This is a genomic window from Photobacterium sanctipauli (assembly GCF_003026495.1).
Classification (GTDB): domain Bacteria; phylum Pseudomonadota; class Gammaproteobacteria; order Enterobacterales; family Vibrionaceae; genus Photobacterium; species Photobacterium sanctipauli.
This window is the reverse complement of sequence record NZ_PYMA01000002.1, coordinates 182,110-195,372: the sequence shown is the minus strand read 5'-3', so window position 1 is coordinate 195,372 and position 13,263 is coordinate 182,110. Positions and strand designations below refer to the sequence as shown.

At 48.1% G+C, this 13,263-nt stretch carries 14 protein-coding genes; 5 read left to right on the top strand and 9 right to left on the bottom strand.

The window, feature by feature from the left end:
• Positions 1-23: 23 nt before the first annotated feature.
• The 3 genes from C9I98_RS04085 (at position 24) to bamJ (ending at position 2,202) form a co-directional block, all read left to right on the top strand.
• On the top strand, positions 24-863 hold the full coding sequence (locus tag C9I98_RS04085; RefSeq protein WP_036818970.1) for a peptidoglycan binding protein CsiV: 840 nt from the start codon (positions 24-26) through the stop codon (positions 861-863).
• A 165-nt stretch (positions 864-1,028) separates the two neighbouring features.
• Positions 1,029-1,610: a GNAT family N-acetyltransferase gene (locus tag C9I98_RS04080; protein ID WP_036818962.1), complete on the top strand. Its 582-nt coding sequence runs from the start codon at positions 1,029-1,031 to the stop codon at positions 1,608-1,610.
• A gap of 118 nt (positions 1,611-1,728) precedes the next feature.
• Entirely contained in the window at positions 1,729-2,202 is a 474-nt protein-coding gene (gene bamJ, locus C9I98_RS04075; protein ID WP_036818960.1) for a BamJ family beta-barrel-assembly machinery protein, read from the top strand.
• A 104-nt stretch (positions 2,203-2,306) separates the two neighbouring features.
• Here the strand turns inward: bamJ and C9I98_RS04070 are convergent, their stop codons facing one another.
• From C9I98_RS04070 to hinT, 9 genes are all read right to left on the bottom strand, one after another.
• The gene (locus tag C9I98_RS04070) at positions 2,307-2,525 is read right to left on the bottom strand and encodes a DUF7661 family protein (RefSeq protein ID WP_036822484.1); all 219 of its coding nucleotides are present in this window, start codon (positions 2,523-2,525) and stop codon (positions 2,307-2,309) included.
• A gap of 40 nt (positions 2,526-2,565) precedes the next feature.
• Entirely contained in the window at positions 2,566-3,855 is a 1,290-nt protein-coding gene (locus C9I98_RS04065; protein WP_036822481.1) for an NAD(P)/FAD-dependent oxidoreductase, read from the bottom strand.
• Between the two features lie 212 nt (positions 3,856-4,067).
• Positions 4,068-4,610 (bottom strand): alpha/beta hydrolase YcfP, encoded by a 543-nt coding sequence (gene ycfP, locus C9I98_RS04060; RefSeq protein WP_036822478.1) that lies wholly within the window; start codon positions 4,608-4,610, stop codon positions 4,068-4,070.
• Between the two features lie 156 nt (positions 4,611-4,766).
• Entirely contained in the window at positions 4,767-5,642 is an 876-nt protein-coding gene (locus tag C9I98_RS04055; RefSeq protein ID WP_245907084.1) for a DUF6279 family lipoprotein, read from the bottom strand.
• Positions 5,643-5,676: 34 nt separating this feature from the next.
• Positions 5,677-6,549, bottom strand: coding sequence for a phosphotransferase (locus C9I98_RS04050; RefSeq protein WP_036831034.1), 873 nt, complete (start codon positions 6,547-6,549; stop codon positions 5,677-5,679).
• Between the two features lie 54 nt (positions 6,550-6,603).
• Positions 6,604-7,197: a penicillin-binding protein activator LpoB gene (gene lpoB, locus C9I98_RS04045; protein ID WP_036831036.1), complete on the bottom strand. Its 594-nt coding sequence runs from the start codon at positions 7,195-7,197 to the stop codon at positions 6,604-6,606.
• Between the two features lie 81 nt (positions 7,198-7,278).
• The gene (locus C9I98_RS04040; protein ID WP_036831037.1) at positions 7,279-7,665 is read right to left on the bottom strand and encodes a YcfL family putative periplasmic lipoprotein; all 387 of its coding nucleotides are present in this window, start codon (positions 7,663-7,665) and stop codon (positions 7,279-7,281) included.
• Positions 7,665-9,050, bottom strand: a complete 1,386-nt coding sequence (locus tag C9I98_RS04035; RefSeq protein ID WP_107271609.1) for a COG3014 family protein — start codon at positions 9,048-9,050, stop codon at positions 7,665-7,667. Before C9I98_RS04035 ends, C9I98_RS04040 begins: the two co-directional genes overlap by 1 nt.
• Positions 9,051-9,244: 194 nt before the next feature.
• Positions 9,245-9,595 carry a purine nucleoside phosphoramidase gene (gene hinT, locus C9I98_RS04030; protein ID WP_036831039.1) on the bottom strand — a complete coding sequence of 117 codons (351 nt, stop codon included), beginning with the start codon at positions 9,593-9,595 and terminating at the stop codon, positions 9,245-9,247.
• A 375-nt stretch (positions 9,596-9,970) separates the two neighbouring features.
• On the opposite strand from hinT, the gene C9I98_RS04025 reads away from it, so the two are divergent.
• Positions 9,971-11,974, top strand: coding sequence for a methyl-accepting chemotaxis protein (locus C9I98_RS04025; protein WP_107271608.1), 2,004 nt, complete (start codon positions 9,971-9,973; stop codon positions 11,972-11,974).
• 203 nt (positions 11,975-12,177) lie between these two features.
• Positions 12,178-13,206, top strand: a complete 1,029-nt coding sequence (pyrC, locus tag C9I98_RS04020; protein WP_036825396.1) for a dihydroorotase — start codon at positions 12,178-12,180, stop codon at positions 13,204-13,206.
• The last annotated feature ends 57 nt before the right edge of the window (positions 13,207-13,263 follow it).

The following is a 13,263-nucleotide window of genomic DNA, read 5'->3' as shown; positions in this document are numbered from 1 at the left end:
GCATTAAAGTGCGGAGTATTATCTTGAAAAAAATGATTTATTTGCTGCTCTTAGCCATCAGTTGGCCGAGCCTAGCAGCAAGACAATTCGACATTGAAGTGATCATGTTCAAGCGCAACATTGCGCCGGAGCAGGTAAGTGAATCTTGGCCTGATCAGCAAAAGCCTATCAACCTCAAAGGCGTTGTATCATTCGGTGACAGCGACCGTCTGGCAGCTAAAGGGATCACCCTGATGTCGCCTTCGGATTTCGAGCTTACTCCGCAGTACAACAAGCTTAAAGGCCACGCGGGCTTTACCCCTCTCGCCCACTTTGGCTGGCGTCAGGGTGATCTTAGCCGGGCAGCAGCACCGCGCTTTCATTTAACCGCGGGTAAAGACTTCTCGGACAAGTACTTGGCGGATGGCACATCAAAAGCCGAGCAGCAGCGCCGTGAGCAAGAAGCAGGCACGGACGGTATTGTAGTTGTTGCCGACAACGATCCGGTCGCAATTGATGAACAGTCACTAAGCCCTGAGCAAATCCCTGAAGTGGCAAAAGAACAGCCGCTTTATGAGCTCGAAGGTATGATCCGTGTGTACGTCCAGCATTACTTATTCACTGAAATCAATGTGGATCTCCGCGAACCCGGTCGCCGCGAAGTCATTGTTGGCACCGAAGGCATGGATGAGTTCGACCCGCTCAGTGAAGACAGCAATGTTCAGGTTGGCCACCTACAGGAAGTGAAGAACAAAGTTGAAGTGGAAGAATTCTTGAAATCATACCGCTTTGAACAGCAGCGCCAGATGCGCAGTGGTGAAACCCACTACCTTGATCACCCACTCATGGGCATGGTCATCCAAATCCGCCGAATCGATGGCTAACATCCGGATAGATTAACGACTTTTGACGGGCAACCTATTATAGGTTGCCCGTTTTGTATCTGTTGCGTATTGCCCCTTCACACTATTACCGCCAGCCTATTGCAAGCCTCAAACAGCCATACCAAACTAGTCATATGCCAATAAGTTCTTCAAAGGATTGAATAAATGAAGGCAGATTTTGAACTGGTAACAGATAGGCTAATTCTAAGGCCCTATAAAAATGTTGATTTGCTTGACCTTGTCGAGGCAATACAACAATCAGATGACACCTTGTCGCGCTGGCTCCCTTGGTGCAGCGCACATTACAACCAGCATGATGCGCACGAATGGATCCACGCCAGCCAACAAAACTGGCTATATGATATTTGCTATGAGTTCGCGATTTTCCACCGTGACGACGATGAGTTCCTTGGCAGTATTTCCATCAGCAACTTATCCGAAATTACCAACTCAGGTGAACTGGGTTACTGGATTAAATCATCCGCCCAGCAGCAAGGATTCGCCACAGAAGCTTGTCGAGAAGCTGCCCGCTTTGCCTTCTCGAAAGTAAAACTGACCCGGATTGAAATCGTGACCCACCTTGGCAATTTAGCCAGCCAACGAACAGCACTGGCATGCAATGCAAAGTTTGAATGTACCGCCAGAAACCGGGTCATTGAAGATGGACACCCCATTAACGGATTGTTGTTCTCCTTGATCCCCACAGACATACCTCAAAACCCGGCCCCCAGAGGCAATGAGTCTTGAAATAATGCCAAACCGATTAAATATCTGGTCAGATCTTGAATTGGGTTGGCATAAAACGCCTTTACCTTAAAGAAACATGGTATATATTGAATCTTCAATGCTTTGACAGGAATCCAACGTGTTCAAAATTATCCTTACTATTGCCCTTATCGGCCTTGTTATTTTCTTCGTGCAGCGCTCATTCACCAATAAAAAATCCGCAGAAGAGAACGTAAAAATTGGTGCTGAGTTTTTGGCGAACAACCAAGCGCAAGAAGGGGTAAAAACCACTGAATCTGGCCTGCAATACTTAGTGTTACAAGAAGGTACAGGCACCGTTCACCCTAAGGCCACCGACAAGGTCACTGTGCACTATCACGGTACGTTAATTGACGGCACGGTTTTCGACAGCTCAGTTGAGCGTGGTGAAACTATCCAGTTTGGTTTGAACCAGGTGATCAAGGGCTGGACTGAAGGGCTTCAGTTAATGGTAGAAGGCGAAAAAACCCGCTTCTTCATTCCTGCGGAGCTTGCTTATGGCAACCGTGGCGTTGGCAGTATTCCGGCGGGCTCTGTGCTTATCTTTGATGTTGAGCTGTTTAAAATCAACTAATTGCCCGACAGCAGACAGATAACCAATAAAAAAACCGCCAATGGCGGTTTTTTATTTCTCACTTATAGCCCATTACTCAGCCAAAGCCGCTTCATGCAAAGCGGCTATTTCAAGCGCTTTACCTCGGAACGCGCTGCGGTCGCATTCTCATGGTAAATGTCGGCCAAATAAGTGGCCAAGTCGTCTTCTTCCAACTCTGGTGGAATAACAACATCGTAAATACGGGCACGCATCGCGGTATCTGACTCTTTGAACAATAGCCAAAAGCCGTCTTTCTTTTGTACTGACATCTTGGTGCCAAATACATCGAACATTAAGAACATTATCGACATCCTTTCTTTGCGCCCCGCATCGGCGGCTTGCTTAGTGAAGTTTCAGGTTAGGTCGCAACACGCGGTTGATTCGACCAACCAACATCATTAAACCTGTTTTGAACATGCCATGCAACGCGACCAAGTGCATGCGGTACAAAGAAATGTACACAACACGCGCAATGCGACCTTCAACCATCATAGAGCCCTTGGTCAGGTTACCCATCAAGCTACCCACGGTAGAGAAACGGCTCAGAGAAACCAACGAGCCATGATCGCTGTAGACGTAAGGCTTCTGCTCGCGATCGGTCAATTTCGCAACAATGTTGTAGAAACAGCGGCTTGCCATCTGGTGGGCAGCCTGGGCGCGTGGCGGAACAAAGCTACCGTCGTCCTGCACGCAAGATGCCAAATCGCCAATAACATAGATGTCTTCGTCGCGGGTGGTTTGCAACGTCGGCTTCACCACCAACTGGTTGATGCGGTTGGTTTCTAGGCCGGCGATCTCTTTCATGAAGTCAGGCGCTTTGATACCTGCCGCCCAAACCATGATTTGCGCCGGGATATGGTCGCCATCTTCGGTTGTCAGGCCGGTTTCATCGGCCTTGGTAACCATAGTCGCGGTACGTACGTTCACACCCAGCTTGGTAAGCTCACTGTGCGCCGCAGATGAGATACGCGGTGGAAGCGCAGGCAAAATACGCTCGCCCGCTTCCACAAGGTTGACGTTCAAACGTGAGCTATCCAGATCGCCAAAGCCGTAGTTTTGTAACTCTTGTACAGCATTGTGTAGCTCCGCCGATAGCTCAACCCCTGTTGCACCCGCACCGACAATCGCAATATCAACCGTTTTCTGGTTCTTATCGGCGTGGAGTTTCAGGAACTGGTTGTTCATCTCGGTGCGGAAACGGTGTGCCTGCTCAGGGCTATCCAGGAAAATACAGTTGTCACGCACTCCCGGAGTATTGAAGTCGTTTGAGGTTGAGCCAATCGCAAGCACCAACACATCGTATTCAAGCTCGCGCTCTGCCATTAGCAGTTCGTTATGCTCATCATAAAGTGCGGCAAGCTTGATCACTTTATTTTCACGATCAATGTCTTGCAGGCTGCCCATTTGGAAATCGAAATGGTGATTCTTCGCATGGGCACGGTAGCTCAACGCATCGACACCCGCATCCATCGAGCCTGTCGCCACTTCGTGCAATAAAGGCTTCCACAGGTGGCTGGCCTTGCGGTCCACAAGGGTTACTTTGGCTCGACGTTTACGCCCAAGGGTACGACCCAGTTTAGTCGCAAGCTCCAAACCGCCGGCGCCACCGCCTACTACGATAATTCGCGTCACAATTACTTCCTCATATTCTCTAAATTTATTTTGCTCAGAGCCTTACACCGACCTTTCATCCATAAAATGAAGGTTGTACTGCGCTGGCTAGCTGACTGAATTTTATTAATATCAACAGAACAACACCCTTAAGCAACAAGGTGCAAAGCAAGACGCTGTTCTATTGATATTAATGAGCAGACGGCAAAAAACCGTCTGCGGGGGGTAGGAGGCTAAGGCGTTTCTTTGAATGCTTTTATTGTTTGTAGATGTTGCGAGATTTTTTTAAATTTATGAGTTTCGCTCTCGTCCCAAATGATATCGTAGAAATCATCCAGCGCATCTTTTGTGTGACGATTATCTAACACTTCATCATTAGTTGAAAGTATGCAAAGGCAATTACCTGCATTTTTTTCACGGAAGCCTGTTACACATTTAGTCGAAATGTCGGCATATTCCTCAGGTCGATCAATCCGCCCTTCCATGTTTTGCTCAGGGTGCAAATTTGGGTTAAAAATGACCTGCTTGATCCCACATAAAAAGCCGATTCGCTCAGACCAGTATCCCCCAAGCCCTACACCACAGATCAGCGGTTGCTCATCTGAAGATTCCTCTTTTAGCTTGTGCACTTCTTTCAACAGGTGCTGCATATCATGCTTGGGGTGTAGGGTACTGTAATTCACGAAACGAACATCAGGGTCAATAAACTGAAGCTGTAGTACCTTTTCATGATTACCCGGGCTTGTTGAATCAAAGCCATGCAAATAAATAATCATCTTGTCTCCCTGTCGTGATTTACGCTAGGGCTTAAGCTGAGCATTGTTTTAATTAAACAAAAACAGACACTGCAACGTAAAACCCTTATAACAATTCGTTGAATTTAATCTAACACGTTTTATAGGGTTTAAAAGCCACAAATCCCACTTTTTTCACTATTGGTTAATCAAGACAGCCACATCTTTGCGTAACCCGGTTAGTTTGCTGATTAAATAGCCACGCTGTTTATCAGAAAGCGTGTGGTTCAATCTTCGCATCAGTTCAAAACGGCGGTTGAGGTAGAAGTTGACCTCTGCCTGATGGTGCGGTGTTTCAAGAGAGACAATCTTTTGCAGCAATTGGCTAAGCTGAGATTCAAAGTTCGGTGAGTTGCGCTGCTGCATTAAGGCTCGCCAGCTATCGAGGTAATAGCTGCGTATTGCCAGGAACACCGGCTCCATTTCCAGCTGGTACCCAGCCAGTTCTTGCAACATGGCTTCCTGCTTGGAGGTTAACGAACCTATCCAATCTTGGGTGAAGTCTTCAAGCCGTTCGGTTCGCTTGGCTAATTTTTGGCCCGGTGCCAGCCCTGCCCGCTCTTGATTGATCTCATTTAAACGGGTCGTGATTTTCCTATCTAACTCAGCCACCTGCTGCTCCGTCAAACCCGAAAGCATATCCGCTAAGGGCTCCGCCAATACCGCGATTGAGCTTTTACCAAGATTATTGAATGTGTGGTAGTAGCCCCTTACCTGGCTGAAAGTTAACGGTATGGACAAATCAACCACTAGCTGATCAAGGGCACGATGAAGCTTAGGCAATTCTTGGCCACGGTGGCGCTCCAAAGCCCGTGCCAGGCCACCATCTAGGCTGGACTCCAGACGACTGTCCAAACTGACATAGTTGGAGAGGTTATAGCCAACCCAATAATCAAGGTTGTTATAAGCAAGACGTGTTGCACACCCACCCAACAGAATTAAGGTCAGTGATATTGCTGTGATCTGGGGGATCATTCTCACCATCTTGGTTGCTCCAAACGAATCAGCTCGCATGAAGTTTAGACCAGAATTAAGAGAAAAGATTTAACTAATCAATAGATTGCATGTAAGAAATGAGACGGCGCTTTAGTTTTTCTGCCTCAATAAGATAGCTTTCATCTTGCCAAAGTTCAGCCCCAACATAAAACCATAACATGGCGAGATACTCGCACCATGGCAGCCAAGATTGCACAGCCTGACACCAACGTTCAATATCAGTACATTGCCTTATGTGGCAATACTGCTCGACAGCTTCGGTGATGGGCAGTTGATTGGCAGATAGGGTCAAGGCTAAATCTAGCGAGGGATCGCCGGCGGCAGCGTATTCCCAATCTATAACACGGCATTCATCCTGCGGCGAAACAATCACGTTGTACCAACCAAGATCATGGTGGCAGCAGGTATCACTAAACCACTGCACAGGCTTGAGCGCTTGAAAATATCCGTAAATCGCTCGCAATGATTCATCTTTATTTTCAATACTGATGTGATGCCAATAGTGAGCCGATTTTTGTTGGACATCCAACCGTGCTTTAGGAACAGGAAGTTGGTGTATCTGTGCCTGTAGTTTCAGCAAGGCTTCGCAATCTAATTCGGCATTGGCGGTGTCACCTTCAAGCCACTCAACCAGAATACCTTGCTCATGGCATAAAAATGGGCGCGGTGCTATCCCGCCAGTATCGCTGCGATTGATGCCAGCCAAGAGCTGGTACTCATGATCACGTGAAATATCAAACGCTGCTGTCGATAATGAAACGGGACGCCAGACGAAACGGTGGCGCTTTAACGATCGGATATGTTGAAGGTCGACTTGCCAGCAGCGGTTACTTAAACCACCGCTGAGTGGCGAAGCCGATATACATTGATAATCAGGTAGCAATGAGCATAGCAACGCGCTCAGTTGTTGTGAGTTGACGGCCATGCTGCTACCTGAAAATTCAATATATTAGTACCTGAAAATGAACCACCTAGGCGGTTACCAACCCAGTAAGCTTTTTGACTCTTGCTTACGGATTTCGGTTTCGTCAGCCCACTCGATCAAACCTGTTTCCAGATCCATCAAGCGCATGGTCATCTTGTAGTAAACGTCTTTATCGCTACCGGCTGACTTAACAATGCTTGATAGGTTACCGTATAGCATGTATTCCGCACCCACCATCTTACCGAACTGAATAGCCGTGCTTTGGTTCACCAACTCATCGTTGTTCTGGAAGTTAAGCTGCTTACGCACCGCTTCAACACGGGTCATATCAACGAAACGGAACTTACCCGAGTTAAGTAAGCGCGTACTTACTGAATCAGTAATTGACTCAGTGTCGATATGCTCGCTGGTTTTGTTCTTGATACCATCAACAACAATAATTGGGCGCTGGTTGTTACCTGTGATGTAAGCGACCGAACCAGAAGACAGCATGCTATCGGTCATCTCTTCAGCAATTTTCTGCAAGTCGGTAGAACCGAATTCAATGGTGGTGGTTTCTGCTTCTTGAGCATCGCCATAACTCACTTTCTGCGCACAGCCACCCATTAGTGCAGCCACACCCAATAATGCAATCACGCTTTTTTTCATTTTCCTACCTTTATTTTAAATCAACCGCTTATACCTATATCCAAGAAACTTGGGTGTGAAAGGATAAGCCAATGCCCTAAATCAATATGTCGCCTTGCGGATATATACCCGGTATTGCGTTGCTTCTGGCTTTCTTGCGACCGCTTGCAACGTCATGGTGTCCTTGCCATGTAGTACAAACTGGCGCCAAGGCGAATCGCTACCCGCGACTTCTAACCCTTGGGCGTCATACCAATAAAATCGGTATTGTAATTTGAGATCAGAGTCGATTTTGCTCGTCACTGGCACCGCTGCTTTGAGCAAGCCATTAGCATTCGACACATGCGCACGCTCGATGGTGACGCGGTTTGCCAAATCGTTATTGCCAATCACGACGTTTTGGTTGCTACTTTCGATACTGATACCCGAGGTTGTCGTCGAACATGCCGCCAGACCCAGTACCATTAACACTACGAACAACACTCTCATTAGCTATCTCCTAATAACACCGACCAACCGGTCAGCTGATTTCCTTGTCGAGAAACCCACACCATGGTCGTCCTGCCAGCCACGACATCGACGTCAACCTGATGACCGTTCCATGTTACAGCATGCTTGCCCGGGGCCAGCATTTGGTGCGAGACATCAACCTTTGCTGGTAAGGTTTGCCAGCTGCGTGTATCGGGCTGCTCTGTCAGCGTATTAAATATATTGGCCAGCACATTGCCCACATCATCAGCCCCTCTCGATGCTGACTGCCTTACCTGATCCTTTGCCAATACTCGAAGCGCCCGGCGAAGAACAATAACCGGCAACTCTTCACTCAAACTGTATTGCGCCATACCATTGATATTAGACAAGTTACTGCTGGATAACGGTTGGTTATCCATTTTCAATGGCGAAAACCTCGGCGCTACGGTGTTTCCATAATAGGGCAAGGCCAAGTTATACACCGCCCCATTACCATGCCTGTCATATAGCCATAGCGGTAAACGCCAGCTATCTTTGGCCGCCACGACCCCCTGCTCGTCAAAGATCACTACGCGCCCTTGATTTCGCGAAGGCGCTTGGTATTTGCCGTAGCGGGCTTCAAGTTGCTTAAGATCGTCTGTCATGCCCATGCGTGTAGCCAAGCGAAGCACAGTATCAGCAACGAATACATTGTCGGGGGCAACGGCGAGTGCACGCTTGTAATCGATGTAGGCGCTGTTTAAGTCGCCATCGGCTTCATAAAGCACACCAGAGAAGTAAAAGAGATAACCGTTTTGTACATTGCCCAGATCTGCACCCACATCCGGGTAACGCGCCAAGACCGCACCAAGATTTTGATCTAACCCTTTACGCCTGGCTTCTTGTTCCGCACGGCCCAACTCGGCTTCACGCTCTCGCTTTGCAGCCTCTTGGACTTGGTTTGCACGCCTTACTTCAACCAGCGCCCCTTCCAAGTCTCGCTGCTGCAGATAGTTCAGCGACAAATACAGATGTAAAAACCCCAACTCGTAGTCGGCGGGCTTGTAGGTGATCATGTTGTCGTTCGTCAGCAAAGAACCAGCTTGGTTAAAACCTTCCGACACCTGAAGCACAGCCTCACGCTGCTGTTGCTTTACCGCATTATCCGACACTTTCAAGGCAGCAAAACTCTCAGGGTAGTGCTGGGCGACAAACCCCACGCGCCCCTTCTCCATACCGTCTAAAATGTCACCAGCAGGTGCATCAGGTAATGCTTCCAAAGCCTGTTGGTATTGGCCTTGTTGCATTGCCTGATGTGCCTGACTATTTGCAGCGCTGTAATGACTGAACAAGCTTTGCGTCGATAAGTTCGCACACGCAACCAAACTAAAGGATAAAACCGCAACGGCGGCACGTTTCAACATTCTGTCATCAACCACTAAAAATAAAAAAGCCCAAGTGCCGAGTGTTATCTTTATTGACCTTTGATAGGCGAAAAAATCACACTCTTGGTGCTCATATACCCAAGCACCTGCCACTCAGACTTTGTTCTAAGACGTAAGTTCCCCAATCAGGCGCAACTATCATACGCCAGATCAAGCATTCATCAAATCAATAGTTAACCAACCAACATTGGTCCTAGCGGGCGACCACCAAGCAGGTGCATGTGAATATGGTACACTTCCTGGCCACCATGAGGATTACAGTTCATGATGAGGCGGTAGCCGTCTTCAGCGATACCTTCCTTCTCTGCTAGCTTACGTGCAACCGTAAACAAGCGGCCCATCATCAACTCATCATTCGCTTCAACATCGTTTACTGTTGGGATCAGCTTATTAGGGATAATCAAAATATGGCTTGGCGCACGCGGGTTTATGTCACGAAATGCTGTCACCAGATCATCTTGATATAAAACGTCTGCTGGAATTTCTTTACGAATAATCTTACTGAAAATGGTCTCTTCAGCCATAACACGCTCCGTTTTTATTAGCTAAGGTTTTTCCTTGCTTCCCAGTATGCGTGACTCAACCCAACAGAGCAATATTGAACACTGTTTTAAACCATTTTTCCAGTGAATAAGTCAACTTGGAAGTTATTTTTTGATGCAGCCGTCAAAGACTGTAAGACGCATATTCAGATATGATCAGCTGCTATGCCCTTTGCTTCACACGGAATTTATGTGCTGAAAGGGTCATTATTGTCACATTTGGTGTTGCTTATTTTATTGCTTAAAATTTCGACATCACACTTTGTACGAAGACCAATATCATAATAACAACTTCGTATTACAGTTAGTTCAGTAAGTCCAGCTGTCGCTTACTTAATTGATCTATTTAGGGATATTATGAAGACAACGAAACAAACCTCCGTCATACGACGTATGTATACCGGCTTTGCAGTGATGGTTATCTTGTTTGCCGCCACAATCATGATGATGCTCGATGGCACAAACCGCATTCACCAGCAACTTGAAACCGTGACTACCGATGCACTACCTTTGGTCTCCACTTCAAACCTCGTCAGCGTCCGCCTTCTCTCCGTCGACAAGATTTTCAAAGACTACCTGACCAGCCAAAACATCGAGCGCATGCAAGCCTACGAACAAGAGCTGCTAGTGGCCCATGATGAATTTCTCGTTGCCCTTGACGAATTAGTCGCCCTTACCCAAAACAACAACGCGCTAAACGCCCAGCTAAACGAGCTTATTGCCCTCGAAGACCGCTACTTCCAAGAAGCAAAAACTGCGATGGGCAACTACCGAACCCAATTGCTGGCCGAAAGCGAGCGACAGCAGTCTGCCCGCCAATTCCAGCAACTGCATAACAGCTTAAACCTCAAGATGAAGGACTACGTTGAGGAGCAGGAAAGTATCTCCGTCAAGATGATTGCCAAGAATTACTTCATCAAGCTACAGCAAACAGAAACCATTACCTCGGATGCGCTGGCAACTGATGACTTGGCCGCTATCAACAATGCCGTCAAAGACAACAAGCTGTATGTCAACCACCTCAGCAATACTTACCGCTCGCTCACTTCGATGATGCCGGAGATCAAAAGCATCTTCGATAAAGACATTGAGCAATACAGCAAAGATATCGGCCAGAATGGCGGGGTCTTGGATGCCCACTACCAGTATGTTTCAGCCCGCGAGCGCCTTTATGCCAACATTGCCATCCTGGCCACTGAGATAGACAACGCCACGGCCATTCTTGATGGCTTTCGGGTTCAAGCCAACACCCAAATGAACCAAGCCATTGTTGATGCCGATGAGGCATACCAGCAAGGTTACAACCGTGCAATCATGATCGGTTTGGCCGCTACCGCCTTTGCCATCTTCATTGGCTGGTACTTGGCCCAGAGTGTTCGCCGCCCTTTAAATTCAACGCTGAAAACGCTAGAAGCCCTGGCCGATGGCGACATGACCAAGCGCAGCAATATCAACCAGTTTGTTGAGTTCAGCAAGCAAGGCAGCTACATCAACTCGCTGGCCGATAGCCTGCAGGAAATCTTGGGCAAAATCACCCAGGCATCCAGTGAATTAACCAGCGTTGCGGAAGAGAACCAAACCACAACCACTGAAGCCAAGCACCGACTCAACGAACAGCGCCAACAAACGGCTTCCGTTGCAACGGCAATGACAGAAATGGAGCAATCCGTTACCGATGTTTCCCATAGCGCCCAAAACACCATGGAGCGGGTGCACGAGGTAGAGCGGGCTTCCAACACTGGTCGCGAGGTGATGAGCCGCAATATTAACACCGCCCATCAGTTGTCCGAGCGGCTTGACGAGTCGGTAAAAGCGGTTTCGAACTTGCAAGAGATGAGCAGCAATATCGGCTCGATCCTTGACGTGATAAGAAACATTGCCGACCAGACCAACCTACTTGCCCTCAATGCCGCAATCGAAGCTGCCCGCGCCGGCGAGCAAGGCCGAGGCTTTGCCGTGGTTGCCGATGAAGTCAGGGTGCTGGCAAAACGCACCACCGATTCCACCTCGGAAATCGAGCAGATGATCCAAAGCTTGCAGTCCAGCTCAGGCCAAGCGGTGAACGTCATGCAATCCTGTGTGGGTGAAATGGAAAACAGCATCAACCAGGCATCTGACGCCAACAGCGCAATGGAAGAGATCCAAGCGATTATTTTGGAAATCAGCCAAATGAGCACCCACATTGCCGAAGCCGCAGAAGAGCAGCGTAGTACCACCGCTGAAATTGCGCGAACCCTAGAGGACATCAGCCATATTGCCGACTCTAACTACATGTCGATGGAAGAAGTTGCAGAGGCGAGCAACAAGCTGGATACACTCTCTCACCAGCAAAATGATTTGGTTCATCGCTTCAAGCTATAGCCATTCAAGTGATTGATTTATACCACCAAGCCAGTTGCTTAGCGACTGGCTTTCTTTTACCCAGCATTAACCCGTTTCGCCTCACATAAAAGCAAACGTTTACTCTTTTAATAATCATAGAGCTAGATAGTTTGAAACCACCCCTTTACATCCCTTCATTATGCTTTTAGAATCGGTCGAATTTTTTTGGGAGGGAAGCAACAATGACGACATTAACGATCACACGTCCTGATGACTGGCACACGCACCTTCGTGACGGCGAAGTGTTGAACGATACTGTAAGGGACATTAGCCGGTATCTTGGACGCGCAATCATTATGCCGAACTTGGTTCCACCGGTGACCGATACCGAAGCAGCTCTTGCTTACCGCGATCGTATTCTTGCCGAAAAGCCTCAAGGCAATTTCTCTCCTCTAATGACACTCTACCTCACCGACAACACCACACCTGAAGAAATCCGCAAAGCTAAAGCAACAGGCCACATTTATGCGGCAAAGCTATACCCAGCTGGCGCAACAACCAACTCGGATTCAGGCGTGACCTCTATCGATAAGCTGATCCCAACGCTCCAAGCGATGGAAGAAGAAGGCATGCTGCTGCTTATCCACGGTGAAGTAACAACGCACGACGTTGACATTTTCGACCGTGAGAAAACATTCCTTGATACGGTGTTGGCACCCATCGTTGAGAAAATGCCAACCCTAAAGATTGTGGTTGAGCACATCACGACAAAAGATGCGGTAGAGTTCGTCAACAATGCCGGCCCTAACGTAGGTGCCACCATCACGGCCCACCACCTGATGTTTAACCGTAACCACATGCTGGTTGGCGGCATTCGCCCACACTACTACTGCCTGCCAATTTTGAAGCGCAATATTCACCAGCAAGCGCTAATCGAAGCGGCTACCAGCGGCAGCCCTAAGTTCTTCCTTGGTACCGATTCAGCACCTCACGCTCAAGGTCGCAAAGAATCAGCTTGCGGCTGTGCGGGTTCATACACGGCACACGCAGCTATCGAGCTATACGCTGAAGTATTCGAACAAGCTGGCGCACTGGATAAGCTCGAAGCTTTTGCTAGCTTCAATGGCCCGGACTTCTACGGCCTGCCTCGCAACACGGACACCATCACGCTGACGAAAGAAAGCTGGCCGGTGCCTGAAACAATGTCATTCGGTAACGATGTCGTTGTGCCAATCCGCGCAGGCGAAGAAATTCAGTGGCAAGTGAAGTAATACAAATTACTTAAACTTTTCCATTAAAAAGGGCTTCCTATTTAGGAAGCCCTTTTT

Excerpts from the sequence above, each read along its gene's own strand:
- pyrC (WP_036825396.1), top strand. The coding sequence starts at position 12,178 with ATGACGACATTAACGATCACACGTCCTGATGACTGGCACACGCACCTT.
- C9I98_RS04025 (WP_107271608.1), top strand. The coding sequence starts at position 9,971 with ATGAAGACAACGAAACAAACCTCCGTCATACGACGTATGTATACCGGC.
- C9I98_RS04070 (WP_036822484.1), bottom strand. The coding sequence starts at position 2,525 with ATGTTCTTAATGTTCGATGTATTTGGCACCAAGATGTCAGTACAAAAG.
- lpoB (WP_036831036.1), bottom strand. The coding sequence starts at position 7,197 with ATGAAAAAAAGCGTGATTGCATTATTGGGTGTGGCTGCACTAATGGGT.
- C9I98_RS04035 (WP_107271609.1), bottom strand. The coding sequence starts at position 9,050 with ATGTTGAAACGTGCCGCCGTTGCGGTTTTATCCTTTAGTTTGGTTGCG.
- C9I98_RS04050 (WP_036831034.1), bottom strand. The coding sequence starts at position 6,549 with ATGGCCGTCAACTCACAACAACTGAGCGCGTTGCTATGCTCATTGCTA.
- hinT (WP_036831039.1), bottom strand. The coding sequence starts at position 9,595 with ATGGCTGAAGAGACCATTTTCAGTAAGATTATTCGTAAAGAAATTCCA.
- C9I98_RS04055 (WP_245907084.1), bottom strand. The coding sequence starts at position 5,642 with ATGCGAGCTGATTCGTTTGGAGCAACCAAGATGGTGAGAATGATCCCC.
- ycfP (WP_036822478.1), bottom strand. The coding sequence starts at position 4,610 with ATGATTATTTATTTGCATGGCTTTGATTCAACAAGCCCGGGTAATCAT.
- C9I98_RS04080 (WP_036818962.1), top strand. The coding sequence starts at position 1,029 with ATGAAGGCAGATTTTGAACTGGTAACAGATAGGCTAATTCTAAGGCCC.
- C9I98_RS04040 (WP_036831037.1), bottom strand. The coding sequence starts at position 7,665 with ATGAGAGTGTTGTTCGTAGTGTTAATGGTACTGGGTCTGGCGGCATGT.